The following is an 18,743-nucleotide window of genomic DNA, read 5'->3' on the forward strand; positions in this document are numbered from 1 at the left end:
TAGTTTTCTTGCGAAGAGTTATGTACTTTTGATACGGAAGAACGGGAGTTATTTCGCCGACAAACGCCTTACACCATAAAGCATTAAGCCCCACCTCCTCAGCTGGGAAGTGGGGCATCCGACAGGCAAAGCACCTCGGCGCAGAGCATTTCGCCCCGCCTTCATCAGGACATTACCTTCTAAAACACAGCGTATGGCAAAGTACATCATGAGAGAGCTGCCGAAGGCCTTCGGGCGTGGGAAGCGGCTTCATTCCCCTCGCATCCTCATTGAGGGCACGACAAACCTTCGGGATCTGGCAGAGCAAATCGCGCGTGGCACGACCTTCGCCGCCGCCGAAGTCGAAGGAATGGTCGGCCTGCTCATCGACGCCATGAGCGACAGTATCGCCGCTGGCTACGCAGTCCGCATCGAAGGGCTCGGCTCCTTCCGTGCCAAGCTCGGCTATCGCAAGGACGTCACGCCCGAGATAGAAGCCGAAGGGCACCGCAACGCCGTGAGCCTTCGCGTCGCTGGGATAGCCTTCCGCCCCGACAAATCCTTCCTTCATGCCACGGGAGAAGCCTGCCGCCTGAGCCGACAGAAGCGCCAAGTCTACGCAAGCCCCCACACAGGGCAGAGCGAACGACTTACCGTGGCGCAAGCCTTCCTGCGCGAGCACGGCGTCCTCCGCGTCAAGGAATACAAGCAACTCGTCTCGCTCTCCCACACAGCAGCCTCTGCCGAGCTGCGCTCCTTCGCCGAAGAAGGCCTGCTTATGCGTCATGGCACGCGGGCCCAACTCGTCTACACGCTTCCTCCCAGCAAGGATTGAGCGGGGAAGTCCTCCCTACTCTACCGTCGTGATGGAGCGGAGGGTGACGGTGGGAAGGGCTGTCGTCGTGCGAGCAGGGGCGTTCTGACGGCGCGTAGCACGCAGGCGGTAGCGACGACCTGGGAGGATGTCGAGAAAGTTATCCGAGAGCTGCCAGCCCGTCTCCCCAAGGTCGATGTAAGCGTCCTTCAGGAGCGTCTTGCTCTGGATCTCGATGAAGAGCGTACCAGCACGTCGGGTCGTCTTGAGCGTGAAGTCCCCTGCCTTCGTGCGAGGTAGGCGCAGCTCCTTGGTGCGGGCAGCGTAGTCGGTGAGCTCGGTGATGAGCGCCTTCGTCCGTGCATCACGCAGCTCGTAGTGTACGAAGGCTCCCTTGCGCTCGGCATCACTCGTGAAGAGCTTCTCCATCGGAAGTGCGACCTCAAGGCGACCGACTTGGCGCGCTGGGAGCGTCTCGGGGGCGAAGGTATGCCGTCTTACGAGGCGACCCGAGAAGTCACGCACCTCAGCGGTGAGACTTACCTGACGCTGGCGAGGTAGTGGGTCGTAGGTGAGTAGCATCTTGCCCTGTGCTGTGTCGGGGACGAGGATGATGGGTGCAAAGGCACGCTTAGCCTCGTACTGCAAGCCCTTCCACTCGCCATAGTAGTCGATGCTCGACCAAGAGACAGCAGGCCAAGCGTCATTGAGCTGCCAGTAAAGGCTGCCCATACAGAAGGGCGCTGCGGCACGCTGAGCACGGATGCCGAGGGCGATACCACGCCCCTGCATCACCTGCGAGAGGTAGACGAAGTCCGCGAAGTCACGGGGCTCGGGATAGTTCTGACGGATGTAGTGGAGGATGACATCATTGCCGATGCTGCTCTTCTGATGCGCCTTCATCACGTCGCTCTCGAGATCGTAGTCCGTCTCAGGGCGGGCAAAGCGGCTGATGCTCGGGAGCATGGGGAAGGACTGCACACCAAATTCGCTCATGAAGCGGGGCATGCGCTCACGCAGGATCTCAAAGGGCTGACGGCCGTACCATACGCCCCAGTAGTGGCTTTCACCGAGTCCCATCTCCTGTGGGCGACCCCAGTTCACCGTGTCGGGACTGCTCTCGATATAGGGACGCAGGGGGTCTTCCTCACGCAGCGTCTCGGGGATGAGCTTGCAGAAGAGGGCTTCGTAGTCGCGCCAGAACTTCTCATACACCTCCTTCGGATAGCGCTTTGCCCAGCCCCAGTACTTCAGCGCCTCGCGGATCTCATTATTGCCACACCACGTCGCCACCGAGGGGTGCTGACGCAGACGGCGGATGTTGTACACCAGCTCACTGTGGACATTCTTCAGGAAGGCGCTATCTCCAGGATAGGCGGTGCAGGCGAACATGAAGTCCTGCCAGATGAGGATACCACGTGCATCTGCTTCGTCGTAGAAGGCATCTTCCTCGTACGTCCCCCCACCCCACACGCGGAGCATGTTGAAGTGCGAGCCAGCGACGTCGTCGAAGAGCTGCTTGCGATCGGCCTCCGTGCGGGTCGGGAGAAGCAAGGTGCCGGGGATATAGTTCGCGCCCTTAGCGAAGAGCGGCTGACCATTGACACGGAAGAAGAAGCTCTGCCCGTCCTTATCCTTCTCACGCACCAGCTCAATCGTTCGTAGCCCGACAGCGCACTGCGCCACGTCAAGCACACGGCCACGCTCGCCTTCGAGGAGCTCAAAGCGTGCCTTATAGCGGTAGGGCTTCCCTAAGCCATTGGGCCACCACAGCTGGGGATTAGCCAGAGCGTGCAAGCCCCCACGCTCAGTCGGGGTGATGAAGTCGGCAAGAGGTGCCGTACGCTCGAAGACCAGTCGCCCCGTAGCGTCATAGAGGCGGTAGCTGAGGTGCGTCGCTTCGCTCCCTCGGACAGCACCCTCGGGGAGGCGCACCTCGATGGGCAGGCTTCGCTCGGGGTGATAGGTCACGACGGGGCGCTCAGCGAAGAAGGTCGCCCCACGCAGGAGCACTCGTACAGGGCGCCAGATGCCGATGGTGATCATGCGCTCGCCCCAGTCCCAGCCGTAGTGATAGGGTGCCTTGCGGGTGAAGACCGAGAGATGCTTCTCCGCATGGTCGTTGTCCGCGGGGTAGTTGATGCCCGCAGCTTCGTAGAGCGGGAGGGCAGCGGTGAGAGGCGAACGGAAGCGCACCTCCAGGCGATTCGAGGCCTTCACATACGGGCGGATATCGACTTCGTGCGCTACGAACATATTCCCCGCCTCGAGGATCTTCTGCCCATTGAGATAGACCGAAGCGTAGGTATCCAGCCCCTCGAAGAGGAGGTGAATCGACGGACGCTGGAGCTGCTCGGGGCTGAGGGCGAAGGTGCAAGCATAGTCCCAGTCACGCTCACCGACCCACTGGATAGAGTCCTCAGCGAGGCGGTAATAGGGATCGGGGAGCTTGCCCAGGCGGATGAGATCCTGCTGCACGACACCAGGCACCGTCGCAGGATGCACCTCGGAGCTGCCGTGCTCGCTGAAGGTCCAGCCACGGCTAAGGGTCAGCGTATCGGAGGGGAGGGCAAGGGCAGCAGTCTGAGTCATCATCAGGGTAAGGAGGAGAAGGGCGCAGCTATAGAGCGCACGGTGTAGCGATCGGTTCATATATGTGGGGCACTTTGTGGGGCAACGGATTAGTAAGAAGTGAGTGTACCTCTGACAAAGGTAGTCTATACAAAGAAATCAGGCGACAACGGGGCGGTTGCCACCATTGTCGCCTGATCGGATCCTTAATGAGTGGAGATGCGGGGGTTCGAACCCCGGTCCAAACATGGAACTAATCTGCTTTCTACATGTTTATCCTCACTTTAGGTTTTCGTGCACCGCCCGCGACTGAGGCTACCATAGGCAGTGCCTTATCCCTCTAAATACACTCCCAAGCCAAGGGCAAGCATTGGGCCAGTCTCCGATTTTCCGGCACCACTATGATCAAGTCGCCTCGGTGAGAACGGCTACCTGAGTGATGTCTCGTCACAACAGTCTGTCGTCGTGATGAAGCGTCGAACCTACTCTATTCGGTTACGCAGCGAGAGCGTAGTTATTTTCGCCAGTTGAATTTTTGCTCTGTGAGATTAGAGTGCTCACAAGCCTTGCACTACATGCTTACAAACCACTTCTTCATGCTGTCAAAGCCAGGTCATCCCCGTAAGGTCTGTACTGCAAAGATAGTGAAAAGGTACTGCATCACGATATCGGGGGTGCGCACCCGTAGTGGAGGGTGGTAGAAACCAGTAGTGGTCCGCAAGCAAACCAGTACTGGTCACGAAGCGAAGCAGTACTGGTCACTATATGCAACCACTACTGGTCGGAGCACGAACCACTACTGGTCGCTCTCCCCCCTTCGTAGAGCATAAAGAAAGCCCCCCACAAGCTCGCATAAGTGAGCTTGTGGGGGGCTTAGCGATTCGGCGGGGGAAATTACTTCTTGAGAGGTAGGACGCTCGTCACGATACCGGCTGCCGTGTGCGCACTGTAGTCTGGTGCATAGCACGAGACGATGCGGGCGACGGTGCCAGCGAAGCGGCCAGCACGTGCCACATACTGGTCGTAGCTGAGGAGGTACGTACCGCGGTTGAGGTGGTCGATGTAGAAGTTCGTCTCCGTGTCCTTCGGCTCGACGTAGTAGCCCGTGCCTTCGCCCCACTCATAGCCGGGCTTCTGGATGATGGGCTCCGTGAAGCCAGGGCGGGGGTCGATGACTTGGACGAAGTCGAGGGACTGCTCGAGGCGGATCGTGAGACGCGTACGGAGGCGGTCACCGACACGCAGCTCCTGCCCTTCGGCGAGCGGTAGGAGTTCGTCGCCCTTGCTCCCTCGACGCAGGAGGAAGGTCTCACGCGTGATCTGGATTTGCTTGCCACGTGCCTCTACCTCTGCCGTGGGCAGGGTGTAGGTCGCCGTAGCACTCCCCCAGAGGACGGCAGGCTGCGACTGCGAGAGCGTCAGGACGGTGTCGGGGTGGACGGTACTCGTGAAGGGCATCTTCACCTGCAGGCGGTCACCCTCGAGGCGGATGGCTTCACCCCCTACGACGGGCAGATCGATGCGTGCCTGTGCGTCCTTATCCAGCTCATGAGCGATAGGATCGCCGAGCGTGAGGCCGTAGACGGCTTCGGCCGTCGGGAGGTCACGCCCCCATGAGTTGGTGCGCTTCTGAGCGACGATCCAGCGCTTGATACCGCTGATACGCTCGATATCCATGATGGAGGGGTCGGAGAAGAGCTCCAGCGTCTCGACGGCAGCGGGCAGTGCACGGCTGATCCACGAATAGCTCCCTGACTGCAGGCGGGCGAAGAAGAGGCCCGTCTCATCCTCGACGAGGTAGTCACGGATGCTCTCGACGAGCTCCATGGCGAGCTTCTTCTCCCCTGCACGGAGGAAGATAAGCGCTGCACGAGGCTTGTCGTCCAGCGGCATATCACGGAGATTGGTGCGTAGCTCGCGGAGGAAGTAGCTCTCTGCCTTCTTGGCTTCTTCGGAGGCATCACGCAGGCCGCGCGTCTTCGCCAGCGCCGCGAGGTAGAGGTAGTCGACGTCGGTGTAGACGTAGGCGCTCTTCCCCGCACGCTTAGCCTTGACGAGCTCAGCGTGATCGCGTACGGCCTGCTTGTCCAGTGCCTTCATCCCTCGGCGGATCATCTCCTCGAGGCGCAGACGCAGGGCGGACTCCAGATCGGAGTAGGCGGCCATGCGCAGCAGCGTACGCAGGACGTACTCGGTGGTATAGAGGCTACCCTCCATACCTGGGTACCACGCCCACAGGCCGTCGGAGGTCTGTAGGTCGCCGAGACGCTTGAGGAGCTGATCGCTCGTGGTCGTATGATCAGGGCTGAGGAGGAAGCGAGCCAGCTCACGCTCTTGCTCAGCTTCCTGCTTCAGGCGACGCGCCCAAGGGCTCTTTGAGAGCAGGCTGTCACGCCCGACGAGAGCGCCATAGCTGGTACCCTTCTGCGTGGACTCGGGAGCATTCAGCACGCCCTCTGCCCACTTATGCAGGGGCTCATAGCCGACGAGGAGGCGGGCTACCGACTGCCCGAAGAGGGCCGTAGCAGCAGCGAAGGCGGAGACCTCCTTGTTGTAGGTCATCACGGGGAGTGCCGTGAGTGCCAGACGCGAAGCGTTGGGCTGCAGGGTGACGGTGAAGAGACCCGACTCAGGCATCTTCCCTGTCGAGGGGAAGAGCGGAGCGAGCGAGATGCGCTGCGTCCCCTCGGAGTGGGAGGAGAAGGCGATCGTCTCGGTGATGGTCTCACGGTCGGAGAGGACAGGCAGGATGTGCTGCTCGCCGTCGGAGGAATGGCTACCACGAGCGATGACACGCACGCCGACGGAGTCCAGACCACGATAGCCCTCCAGCGGGAGGCTGAGGGTCGTAGCTGACGAAGCGGCGATGTCGAAGGTCTGTTGCTGGGTCGAGCGTACTACACCACTTGCGGGATCGAAAAGCTCGAGGGTCAGCGTACCATACTGTGCCTCGGGGCTCTCATTGCGCACCTCGGTGACGAGGGTCGCGGCATCGCCCTCACGGACGAAGCGAGGGAGTGTGGGGCGGATACTGAATTCGCGAGATGTCTCTACCGTGCGGCGCTCGATATGATGATCCAGCGTACGGCTGTGGGCGTTGAGGACGAGGCGCCAGCGAGAGAGTTGCTCGGGAGCGTTGAAGCTCCAGCTAACCTGCCCCTTGCTATCGGTCTTTAGCTCGGGGAGGAAGAACGTCGTCTCGGAGAAGTCCTTGCGAAGCTTCACGGCGGGGGCGCTCTCCTCTGCCTTTTTTGCACGAGTACGAGAAGAACCCATATCGGAGGGAGCAGAGACGATCTTATATTCTGCAGAGAGCTGCATCGTGGATCTTGCACCATATAGCATAGGGCTTCCGATCTCGAGCATCGGCTCTACAGTGTCCTCTTCCTCATCATCATCTTCTTCGGTAGTAGCCGACTTCTTGATGAAGGGTGAGCGGAATGCTCCACGAGGCTTATCACCCAGCCAAGCAGTCCACCACGCTCCATCAGGATAGCGCCCTCCACTCTGCTTATCGACAGAGATGAAGTAGCTACCGAGGAGGTGCGAAAGTGCAGTCTCCTTCAGGCGCAGCGTAGGGCTCCAGGGCTCCAGTGTCCCGAAGGCTTCGAGGGCGGCATCGTACATCCAGACGGCCACCGCCACACCTTCAGCAGGGCGCCCCTTATCGTCACGGAGCGTGAAGCTCCACGTCTCCTTATCGCCCGCCTTCAGTCGGTCACGGAAGCTATCCCACGTGATCTGAAGCTCCTTCTCGGGTTGTGTGCGCTGAAGCTTCACCTCTTCGCGGAGGAAGCGGCCGTCACGCACGGTGTAGAGCTTTACATCGATCTCTTCAGGCTCGGTGGGCTCCTTGGAGATATCTATCGGGAGCGTACACAGCGCACCAGCCTTCGGACGAAGGACGCCCGAGGCAATAGGGCCACGCTGACTATATACACTATAGTAGATATAGGCATCGGGGAGGCTCGTCGCATAGTAGACGACGGGCTTCTTCCCTGCGCCATACTTCCCGTCGCCTGCGGAGAGGAGCAGGGGCGCACGCAGGTCGCTGACCTTGCTGTCACGCGTATCGAAGAGGTAAAGAGCCATCTGCCCAACATAGGAGAGCGAGTCGCGGTACTTAACGCTATAATCCAACTCATAGCGTCCCGAGGGAAGGGAAGCTAAGCGAGGAGCCAGCTCGATGATGCTATCAGTAGGCGTCGTCCCCTCCAGATGTACCTTCCCACCACTCGTGAAGCGGTAATGAACGGTCGGAAGCTCGGAGCGAAGCGTATGGAGCTCGTTCGTGAAGCGAAGCGTCGTGCTCGCACTCTTACGGTCAATAAGCTGGGGCAGATCCACACTCACCGCACCCACAGGCTGACCGATGGGTATATTCAGGATCTCCTGATGGCTCTCACCAGCGCCGTCCGTCGAGGTGACAATCAGCGTATAGCTATACCACGGAGCGAAGTAATCCCCCTTACGCTGCGTGAGCTTCTGGGGATCCTCGGGAAGAGGCACCGTGAAGGAATAGCGCCCCGAGGCATCTGTGACGACCTCCGACGTGATATCCTCGATCTCGCTGCGGTCGCTATAGTCGACACTCAGCTCTCTGAAGCTCCAGAGAGAGACGGAGCGGCGGAGCGTATAGCTCACACGGGCATCCGCTACGGGGCTACCACTGAGCGTACGCACCGAGCCCGTGATGGGGAGCGTGCCACCATACTGATAGGGAGGCTGGGGCATATCGACGGTGAGCTCTGTACCCTCGCGCTTATACTCGAAGACAGCGAACTCACAGCTGAACTCAGGCGAGAGCTCTTGATCGCGCTCCGATGCCGTACGAGCGCGGATACGATAGTCACCCGTGAGACCATCCTTCGGCAGAGTGATGCTGGTCGAGAAGCGCCCGAAGGCATCCGTCTGGACCTTGAGCTCCTGCACCTTCTCATACGACGCATTGATGACCTCGAGCGTGAGGGCCTTCGACGCTGCTACACGAGCATCCTCGGCGTGCATACGCACCTCGGAGTACACCCCATAGATATGAGCCGTCTGCCCAGGGCGGTAGGCGGGACGGTCGGTGGTCACATAGCCTTGGTAGGCATAGAGACGTAAGGGGTCAGCAGGGCCATCAGACCTACTACGATTTCGAGAGTGGTAGGAGTAAGCGATGAGCGGATCCTTCCCCGACGCCATGAAGTAGCGCCACTCCCCATCCTTGAGACGGTAGTAGCCGAGGGCATCAGTCTTCACATCCCCCTTATGCTCGAAGTCTCCCCTGAAAGAGATCTGGTGATAGGTGTGGAAGGACTGATCCGCTACGGGCGCACCGGTGCGAGCATTCACCCACTGATGAGATCCGACATCCCCCGCTTCATGAGCGAGATAGACGTACTCCGTACGCATCAGACTATTCTCTGCATCCAAGTCCTTGGATGAAGCCTCCGGAGAGTAGCCGAACTTGGTCAAGAGGATATAGTTCCCAGCCGTAGGGAGATCCAGGCTAAAGGGCTTAGCTCCCTTGCCTTCGCCCAAGTCATCGAGCTGGAAGGTCACCTCCTTCGTCGCTATGGGCTTGTCTTGGCTACCAGGCTTCCAGTCCTCACGCGTATCGGGGCGGATAATCGTAGGGACCTTATAGAGCTGCACCGTGGCCTTCGTCACGAGATAGGGTGCCTCCAGATGGACGCCTACTCTATCGAGGTAGCTATGGTCAGCCCTCTGTAGGAGCTCAGGGCGACGGCATCGCTTAGCCTCTTCCCCAAGCTGCTTGCGCATCTCTGGAGTAAGCCCCGTCACACGCTGGATGACCGACTCAAGGAAGCGAGCACGTCGCAGACGCTGGTAGGGATAGATCCCGAGGAGCGAGCTGAGCCCCGTACTGACCTCCTGATGGGTCGCATACTTCTTGAGATAATCCTCAAGTGCCTCGATGCGCTGGGTCTCTGTCATCTTATCCTTGTCGAGGTGGATCTGATGTCTGTCAATGAGTGCACGATAGTAGACGCTCTTGCTCGCCTCGGCGGCAGGGCGGAGCGTCTTCAGCACCTCACGATGCAGGGCTTCAAGGGCACCATCTCCGGGGAAGTTGTTGAGTAGCTCCGTGCCGAACGTAGGCTCTCCGATCGTCCCTTCATCAATAGAGAAGGCGGCGGAGTAAGGCTTCAGCGAAGCCGACAGCGCTGCGGGATCGCTGATGAGTTCACGGATACGAGTCGTGTAAAAGGTATTGTAGTCCTGCTGGCTCCAGCTCTCGGGATTCACAGGATCGACATGCTTCGCCACGATCTCCTCGGAGCGGTAGCGGTATCGATCTTGGCGCTTGAAGTAATAGCGCAGGGTGAAGAGCTTGAGGGCCAGGCGGTCCGTCGCCGTCAGCCAAGGCAGGCTCTTCAGCTCATGAAGGGTCTGGTAAGCATTGATCTGCGCCTCGGGATCTCGATCTACCGTGCGTAGCCAGAGCTCCGAGTAGCCCTGGAGGAGGATATTGAGGTCGTGCTTCTTCATGCCGTAGTCGATGAGTTCGCGGGTGAGCGGGACATTAATACGATTACGATCACTCTGCCGGCTCGTATTGGGCTTGAGGATGCGCTGAATCTGCTGCACCCGTTGGATCTGGGGGGTAGCCTTAGTGCTCTGCTTCTTCTGCCCATAGCTGGGTAACGAGAGCGAGAGAGCCACAAGGAGGGCGTATCTGATCTTCATAAGATGGAGGTGTATGTGGTAGGGATCAGGTGATTGAGTTATATAGCAAAGATAGTAAGCTCTTCACAATACTGTATCTCTCGGGAGAAAGCTTATTGATTTCCCCATGCGAAGCCGTGCTTTTCTGGTGACCGTGCGGGTGAAGAAGGTGCGCTCCCGCAGGCCGTAGCGAGCGCCTCTCGGGGAGGGGCGAGTGACGCCCAGCTCCCCGATATACCTCTCCGAAGTGATACGCAAGCCCTTCGCCTTATTGCGAGTATTCTTCTTATTCAGCGGAAGGAAAAGTGTCCTTCTCGTGAAGAAAAAAGCGCCTTCCCATAGTGGTTTCCCCTATCTATGTACGTAGTCTTAAAGACCAGGCACGTAAATCCAAATATCCACGTACGTAGATTTATCGTCCACGCACGTAGCCCAAACTTATCTGCCACTCGTCCACAACTTTTATCCCTACGCGGAGCAACAACCTAATATAGGTCCCCACACAAAGCTATATAGGAATCAGTCCAAAGCTATATAGCTTTCTTCGCCATCCTATATAGGTCAGCCCAGCGACCAATATAGGTCCGCCTCCCTACCCTACGCTATATAAAAAGGGAACTCCTCTGCAGGCAGGATGCAAGCATCCAGACCTACAGAGGAGCAACCCCTAACAACTAAACTAACAATATCACGTGGGACGTGCGCCCTTAGCGGAAGCGCAGCTGTCCATCTTCGACGTCAAGCGTGATGACGCTGGAGCGGTCGACAGCACCTGAGAGGATGCTCTTTGAGAGCTCATTGAGCACCACATGCTGGATGACACGGCGTACAGGACGTGCCCCAAACTCAGGGTCGTAACCTTCCTTGCCGATCCATTCAACTGCAGCGGGCGTATAGTGAAGCTCGATGCCATTGACCTGCAGGAGGCGGGCCGTGCTGTCGAGCTGGATGCGGACGATCTCGTCGATCTCGCTGCGACCCAGCGGGGTGAAGACGATGGTCTCATCGATACGGTTGAGGAACTCTGGACGGATCGTCTTCTTCAGAAGGCCGAGTACCAGCTCACGCGTCTCATCGATAGCAGCCTGCTCACCGCCCGCAGGGACGTCGGAGAGACGCTCACGGATGAGGTCGGAGCCGAGGTTACTCGTCATGATGATGATCGTATTCTTGAAGTTCACCAGACGGCCCTTATTATCCGTCAGACGACCGTCATCGAGGACCTGCAGGAGGACGTTGAAGACGTCGGGGTGAGCCTTCTCGATCTCGTCAAAGAGGACGACGGAGTAGGGCTTGCGGCGGATCGCTTCGGTGAGCTGACCACCTTCGTCATAGCCTACATATCCTGGAGGTGCACCGATGAGGCGGGTGGCGGAGAACTTCTCCTGATACTCGCTCATATCGATACGGGTGAGCATCGTCTCGTCATCGAAGAGGATTTCAGCCAGCGCCTTCGCCAGCTCGGTCTTCCCGACACCAGTGGTACCGAGGAAGATGAATGAGCCGATAGGACGCTTGGGGTCCTGAAGACCGGCACGGCTACGGCGTACGGCATCAGCGACGGCACGGATAGCCTGCTCCTGACCGACGACACGCTTGTGCAACTCTTCCTCGAGGTGCAGGAGCTTCTCACGCTCACTCTGGAGCATCTTCCCGACGGGGATCCCCGTCCAGCGAGAGACGATGTCGGCGATATCCTCGGCAGTGACCTCCTCACGGATCAGAGCGCTATCGCCCTGAGCCTCGGTGAGCTCCTGCTGGATAGAGGCGATCTCGGCTTCCTTCTCCTTGAGTCGGCCGTAGCGGATCTCAGCGACGCGACCGTAGTCACCGCTGCGCTCAGCGCTGTCAGCCTCGATCTTCAGCTGCTCGACCTCGATCTTGCACTGCTGTATGCGGTTGATGAGCTCCTGCTCACGCATCCACTTAGCCTTGTCGCCAGCTTCTTCTTCGCGCAGCGTGGCGATCTCCTTGTTCAGCTCTTCGAGCTTCTCCTCATCGTCTTCACGGCGGATAGCCTCACGCTCGATTTCGAGCTGGGTGATACGACGTGCGATCTCGTCAAGCCCCTCGGGGAGGGAGTCAATCTGCATCCTGAGACGTGCGGCAGCTTCGTCCATAAGGTCGATAGCCTTGTCGGGGAGGAAGCGGTCGGTGATGTAGCGGTCGGAGAGGCGGACAGCAGCGATGATGGCATCGTCCTTGATACGCACCTTGTGGTGGTTCTCATACTTCTCCTTCAGCCCACGGAGGATGGAGATCGAGCTGGCTTCATCGGGCTCGTCGACCATGACCATCTGGAAGCGGCGCTCCAGAGCCTTGTCCTTCTCGAAGTACTTCTGGTACTCGTCGAGGGTCGTAGCACCGATAGAGCGGAGTTCGCCACGTGCCAGAGCAGGCTTGAGGATGTTAGCAGCATCCATAGCGCCCTCGCCCTTACCAGCACCTACGAGGGTGTGGATCTCGTCGATGAAGAGGATGATCTCCCCCTCGCTCTTCGTGACTTCGGTGACGACGGACTTCAGACGTTCTTCGAATTCGCCCTTATACTTCGCACCAGCGATCAGGGCACCCATATCGAGGGAGTAGACCTGCTTGGAGCGGAGGTTCTCGGGGACGTCACCACGGACGATACGGAAGGCCAGACCTTCTGCGATAGCCGTCTTACCGACACCAGGCTCCCCGATGAGGATGGGGTTATTCTTCGTACGGCGTGAGAGGATCTGCAGGACGCGACGGATCTCATCGTCACGACCGATGACAGGGTCGAGCTTACCGCTACGAGCACGCTCGCAGAGGTTGATAGCGTACTTGCTGAGGGCGTTGTACTGCTCCTCGGCGTGCTGGCTGGTGACGCGGTTGCCCTTACGCAGCTCGTCGACAGCCTTACGGAGCTCTGCGACCTGCAGGCCGAAGTCACTCTTGAGGAGTCGAGCTACCGAGGTATCGACCTCAGCGAGCGCAAGGAAGAGGTGCTCGAGAGCTACATACTCATCCTTCATCTCGGTGGCGATATCCTCAGCCTTGTCGAGTACCTTCGTGGCATCGGAGCTGAGATAGGGTTCGCCACCCGAGACCTTAGGCAGAGCTGAGAGCATACGCTGCAGGCTCTCCTCAAGGCGGGCACGCTGGATAGCGAGCTTAGAGAGGAGGAAGTCAGTAAGACTATCTCCGAGAGTCAAAATACTTGTAAGCAGGTGAACGGGCTCAATGGCCTGATTGCCGGCCTTGCGAGCGAGCTCGATAGCGCTCTGCAGGGCCTCCTGCGACTTGATGGTATACTTATTAATGTTCATTTTTATGTCAGGGGGTGGACTTTAGTGCCCACGCTACATCCCCTTCTGCAAAGCACGTACCCAGCTCGAAAAGCGCGCCATTCTGACCGAAACAATGAGATAGCATCGCATAAACGGCATTATTTTAAGCCATTCTGTCACACATATAGGTAATGAAAGACCCGCGCCCATAGCTCACTTGGAGCCATGGGCGCGGGTCGTATATCTTATATGGAGAGCGGGCTACTTACGCAGCTGCTCCTCGATGCGGGCACGCACGTCGTCAGCGATCTCCTCGACGGGGATACGCGCTACGACATCTTCGGCGAAGGCATTACTCAGCATCAGGCGAGCTTCCTCAAGGGAGATACCGCGCTGGCGCATATAGAAGAGAGCATCAGCGCTGAGCTGACCCGTGGTCATCCCGTGGGAGCACTTCACGTCGTCAGCGTAGATCTCCAGCTGGGGCTTCGACTGCATACGAGCCGTGGGCGAGAGCAGGAGGTTGCGGTTGTTCTGATAAGCCTGCGTCTTCTGCGCGTCTTGCGCTACGAGGATACGCCCCGTGAAGACACCACGGCTATCGTCACGCAGCACATACTTGAAGAGCTCATCCGAGGTACAGTGCGGTACAGCATGCTCGATGTAGGAGAAGTTGTCCGCATGTGCCTTACCAGCGGTGAGGACGAAGCCAGAGACCTTGAGGTCGGCACGCTCTTCGGCGAGCGTGACGAAGTAGTTATTACGCGTCACACCATTGCGCAGCGTGACACCGCTGAGGTCGACGACGCTATCCTGCATCTGACGGACGTAGAGCGAGGAGACACGCACATTCGCCTCGGCCGACTCCTCACGCTCGATGAGCGAGAAGCGGGCACGGCGCCCGACGTGAACCTCGATGGTGCGCAGCGCCATAGCGCGCTCCGTCGTCTCGGGGCAGTCACGGAAGTGAAGCGTCGCCTCGGCGTCATCCTCGAGGATGATAAGCGCGCGCTCTACGGAGATATGCCCCGCCAGACGTGGTAGGATATAGCTCAGCTCGATGTGACCAGGGATCTTCGCGCCACGAGGCACGTAGATGACGAGAGCCTCGGCAGCGAAGAGGGTATTCAGCGCGACGAGCCCGTCAGTAGCGATGGGCGCGATACGGCCATAGTACTCCTGCGCCAGCTCGGGATGCAGGCGTACGAAGTCCGAGAACGCACCGATGAAGATCTCCGGTGCGAAGGCCCGCGATGCCCAGTAAGGAGCACCGTCCAGCACGTGGAGCTTCCAGTCCTCGGCGAAGAGGCTGGGCAGGTCGGTACGCTGGTAGTCCTCGCTCTTGAAGCGGGGTACCCCCAGACGAGCGAAGGCGTCATAAGCCGCCTCGCGGTAGTGATTGAGTAGCTGTGGACGCTCCTGCAGCTCCCCACTAAGGGCAGCGTAGAGGTCAAGGTACTTCTTGGTGATCGCTTCCATGGTCAGACTACTCTCCTACCTCTTCCTTGATCCAGTCGTAGCCACGCTCTTCGAGTTCGAGAGCGAGCTCGGGGCCACCGCTACGTACGATACGACCCTTGTAGAGGACGTGCACGAAGTCGGGGCGGATATAGTCCAGGAGACGCTGGTAGTGCGTGATGACGATGGTAGAGTTCTCGGGGCTGCGCAGCTCATTGACGCCCTTAGCGACGATGCGCAGGGCGTCGATATCCAGACCACTATCCGTCTCGTCGAGGATAGCGAGCTTGGGCTCGAGCATAGCCATCTGGAAGATCTCATTGCGCTTCTTCTCACCACCGGAGAAGCCTTCGTTGACCGAGCGGCTAGCGAGCTTGTTGTCCAGCTCGACGAGTTCGCGCTTCTGCTTCATCAGCTTGAGGAACTCAGCAGCGGGCAGCGGATCAAGACCAGCAGCCTTGCGACGCTCATTGAGGGCAGCACGCATAAAGTTCACCATGCTGACGCCTGGGATCTCGACGGGATACTGGAAGCTGAGGAAGAGACCGCGGTGTGCGCGCTCCTCGGGCTCAAGCTCGAGGATATCCTCACCCTCGAAGGTCACGGAGCCCTCCGTCACCTCATAGGTGGGGTGGCCGACGAGGACCGATGAGAGGGTGCTCTTCCCCGAGCCGTTGGGGCCCATGATGGCGTGCACCTCGCCCTTGCCTACGGTGAGGTTGATTCCCTTGAGTATCTCTTTATCTCCAATGGATGCGTGGAGGTTCTCTATCTTAAGCATATCTGTATGATTCGGAAATGGGGGTGATGGGGATTAGCCAACGGAGCCTTCGAGGGAGATGCTCAGGAGCTTCTGAGCCTCGACAGCGAACTCCATCGGGAGCTTGTTCATGACTTCCTTGGCGTAGCCATTGACGATGAGGCCCACGGCCTCCTCGACGCCAATACCACGCTGCTGGCAGTAGAAGATCTGGTCTTCGCTGATCTTGCTCGTCGTGGCTTCGTGCTCGATGATCGCCGTGTCGTTGTCGACATGGACGTAGGGGAAGGTGTGTGCACCGCAGCGGTCGGAGAGCAGGAGGCTGTCGCACTGCGAGTGGTTGCGGGCATTCTCCGCATTGGGGCCGACGTAGACCAGCCCGCGGTAGCTATTCTGGCTCTTGCCAGCGCTGATACCCTTCGAGACGATACGGCTACGGGTATTCTTCCCGAGGTGGATCATCTTCGTACCGGTGTCGGCCTGCTGGAAGTTGTTCGTGACAGCGACGGAGTAGAATTCGGCTACGGAGTCATCCCCCTCGAGCACACAGCTGGGGTACTTCCACGTGATCGCCGAGCCCGTCTCGACCTGTGTCCAGGAGAGCTTGGAGCTAGCACCACGGCAGAGGCCGCGCTTGGTGACGAAGTTGTAGACACCGCCCTTACCCTCCTTGTCGCCAGGGTACCAGTTCTGCACGGTGGAGTACTTCACCTCAGCCTCCTTCTCGACGATGATCTCGACGATGGCGGCGTGAAGCTGATTCTCGTCACGCTGGGGAGCGGTACAGCCCTCGAGGTAGCTGACGTAGGCACCCTCGTCGGCGACGATGAGTGTACGCTCAAACTGCCCCGTGTTGATGGCATTGATACGGAAGTACGTGGAGAGCTCCATCGGACAGCGCGTACCCTTCGGGATGTAGACGAAGGAGCCATCGCTGAAGACGGCGGAGTTCAGCGCAGCGAAGTAATTATCGGTATAGGGGACGACGACGCCCAGGTACTTCTTCACCAGCTCGGGATACTCGCGTACGGCTTCGCTGAAGGAGCAGAAGATGATACCCTTCTCGGCGAGGGTCTCGCGGAAGGTCGTCTTCACCGATACGGAGTCCATGACCGCGTCGACGGCAATCCCTGAGAGCATCTTCTGCTCCTCGAGAGGGATACCGAGCTTCTCGAAGGTGCGCAGGAGCTCCGGATCCACCTCGTCGAGGCTCTTCGGGCCCTCCTTCTTCTTCGGAGCGGCATAGTAGATGATATCCTGATAGTCGATAGGGGGGATCTTCAGCAGCGCCCAGTCGGGTTGCTCGAGGGTCAGCCAATGGCGGTAGGCCTCGAGACGGAACTGCAGGAGCCACTCTGGCTCACCCTTCTTCTCCGAGATCAGGCGGACGGTCTCTTCGCTGAGCCCCTTGCCGATGGTCTCGGTGTCGATGTCGGTGGTGAAGCCATATTTGTAATCGCTCGAGGTGACCTCGTCGATGATCTGATCGTTATCTTGCATGCAATAAATATGGATGTTATTCCTCCTACGCTGTAAACACGCCACAGGGGAATTTGGTTGCCATACGCCACCCATTTGCGCGGGGAGGAGCCCCACACCTCGGGAGACTACTTGGCGTAGCTGACGCTGCGGGTCTCGCGGATGACGGTGATCTTGACCTGCCCAGGGTAGGTCATCTCGTCCTGGATGCGCTTAGCGATCTCAGCTGAGAGCGTAGCGATGCTGCTGTCGTCGGTGTTCTCTGCGCCGACGATGACACGGAGCTCACGACCCGCCTGGATAGCGTAGGTCTTCACCACCCCTGGATAAGAGAGGGCGAGCTGCTCGAGGTCATTGAGACGCTTGATATAAGCCTCGACGATCTCACGGCGGGCACCGGGACGCGCGCCACTGATGGCGTCACAGACCTGGACGATGGGGGCTATGAGGCTCTCCATCTCGACTTCGTCGTGGTGTGCCCCGACGGCATTGCAGATGTTGGCCTTTTCCTTGTACTTCTCACAGAGCTTCATCCCCAGGAGTGCGTGTGGCAGCTCGGGCTCATCATCGGGTACCTTACCGATGTCGTGCAGGAGGCCGGCGCGCTTAGCGTGCTTGGGGTTCAGACCCAGCTCACTGGCCATAATGGCGCAGAGGTTAGCGGTCTCGCGGGAGTGCTGCAGGAGGTTCTGCCCATAGGATGAGCGGTACTTCATCTTACCGATGAGGCGGATGAGCTCGGGGTGCATACCATGGATACCGAGGTCGATGACGGTGCGCTTCCCCGTCTCGATGATCTCTTCCTCGATCTGCTTACGCACCTTCGAGACGACCTCTTCGATGCGGGCAGGGTGGATACGGCCGTCTTGGACGAGCTGATGCAGGGCCAGACGTGCTACCTCACGGCGCACGGGGTCAAAGCTACTGAGGACGATGGCTTCGGGGGTGTCGTCAACGATGATCTCGATACCGGTAGCGGCCTCGAGGGCGCGGATGTTACGCCCCTCACGGCCGATGATACGGCCCTTGATCTCATCACTCTCGATGTGGAAGACGGTGACGGAGTTCTCGATAGCCGTCTCGGTAGCCAGGCGCTGGATGGACTGCACGACGATGCGCTTGGCCTCCTTGTTGGCGGTCATCTTTGCTTCCTCGACGATCTCGTTGATATAGCCCTGAGCTTGGTCCTTGGCTTCGGCGCGAAGGCTCTCGATAAGACGCTCACGCGCCTCGTCAGCAGAGAGTCCGCCGAGGGCTTCGAGGCGCTTCTGCTCGCTCTGACGGAGGAGCTCCAGCTCAGCCTTCTTCTCCTCGTACTCGGCCTTCTTGACGTCGTATTCTTCCTTCTTCAGCTCGATGCCCTCACTCTGTAGGGCGAGCTTTTCCTTGAGTATATCGATCTCTTGGTTGCGCTTCTCTACCTCATTGTGGCGCTGCGTGAGCTCCTGCTCGCGGGTCTTCAGTCGGCCCTCGATCTGCTTGAGCTTATTATTGCGCTGTGCCACCTGCTGCTCAAGGTCGCCCTTGAGCTGCAGGAACTTCTCCTTGACCTCAAGGAGCTTCTTCTGCTTGAGGACTTCAGCTTCACGCTCCGCCTCAGAGAGGATTGCACGAGTCTTCTGCCCGAGGAGCTTCTCCGAGACGACCCATGAGAGAGCCGCACCGAGGATAAGCGCACCGATGCAGATGATAATGATCGTAATTGTTCCCATTCCTTTGTCTGAAATAAATGTAATGCTGAAGGAAAGGG

General features: G+C 58.9%; 8 protein-coding genes and 1 other RNA gene. 1 reads left to right on the plus strand and 8 read right to left on the minus strand.

Annotation, left to right across the window (positions count from 1 at the left end; translation table 11 throughout):
- The first annotated feature begins 193 nt into the window (after positions 1–193).
- Positions 194–814, plus strand: a complete 621-nt coding sequence (locus IEX77_RS03785) for an HU family DNA-binding protein (RefSeq protein WP_188807794.1) — start codon at positions 194–196, stop codon at positions 812–814.
- Positions 815–829: 15 nt separating this feature from the next.
- Here IEX77_RS03785 and IEX77_RS03790 read toward each other — a convergent pair whose 3' ends face one another.
- From IEX77_RS03790 to rny, 8 genes are all read right to left on the minus strand, one after another.
- The gene (locus IEX77_RS03790) at positions 830–3,445 is read right to left on the minus strand and encodes a glycoside hydrolase family 2 protein (RefSeq protein WP_188807795.1); all 2,616 of its coding nucleotides are present in this window, start codon (positions 3,443–3,445) and stop codon (positions 830–832) included.
- Positions 3,446–3,575: 130 nt separating this feature from the next.
- Positions 3,576–3,985, minus strand: a transfer-messenger RNA (tmRNA) gene (gene ssrA, locus IEX77_RS03795).
- A gap of 273 nt (positions 3,986–4,258) precedes the next feature.
- Positions 4,259–10,060: an MG2 domain-containing protein gene (locus tag IEX77_RS03800; protein ID WP_188807796.1), complete on the minus strand. Its 5,802-nt coding sequence runs from the start codon at positions 10,058–10,060 to the stop codon at positions 4,259–4,261.
- Between the two features lie 686 nt (positions 10,061–10,746).
- Positions 10,747–13,335: an ATP-dependent chaperone ClpB gene (clpB, locus tag IEX77_RS03805; RefSeq protein ID WP_188807797.1), complete on the minus strand. Its 2,589-nt coding sequence runs from the start codon at positions 13,333–13,335 to the stop codon at positions 10,747–10,749.
- 222 nt (positions 13,336–13,557) lie between these two features.
- Positions 13,558–14,775 (minus strand): Fe-S cluster assembly protein SufD, encoded by a 1,218-nt coding sequence (sufD, locus tag IEX77_RS03810; RefSeq protein WP_188807798.1) that lies wholly within the window; start codon positions 14,773–14,775, stop codon positions 13,558–13,560.
- Positions 14,776–14,782: 7 nt separating this feature from the next.
- Entirely contained in the window at positions 14,783–15,535 is a 753-nt protein-coding gene (sufC, locus tag IEX77_RS03815; RefSeq protein WP_060935468.1) for a Fe-S cluster assembly ATPase SufC, read from the minus strand.
- A 33-nt stretch (positions 15,536–15,568) separates the two neighbouring features.
- Complete coding sequence (gene sufB, locus IEX77_RS03820; protein WP_188807799.1) at positions 15,569–17,014, minus strand: Fe-S cluster assembly protein SufB; 1,446 nt, start codon at positions 17,012–17,014, stop codon at positions 15,569–15,571.
- Positions 17,015–17,121: 107 nt separating this feature from the next.
- Complete coding sequence (gene rny / locus IEX77_RS03825) at positions 17,122–18,705, minus strand: ribonuclease Y (protein ID WP_188807800.1); 1,584 nt, start codon at positions 18,703–18,705, stop codon at positions 17,122–17,124.
- Between the last annotated feature and the right edge of the window lie 38 nt (positions 18,706–18,743).

Origin of the sequence: Porphyromonas pasteri, assembly GCF_014647755.1 — a bacterium.
In the GTDB taxonomy this organism is placed as follows: Bacteria; Bacteroidota; Bacteroidia; order Bacteroidales; family Porphyromonadaceae; genus Porphyromonas; species Porphyromonas pasteri.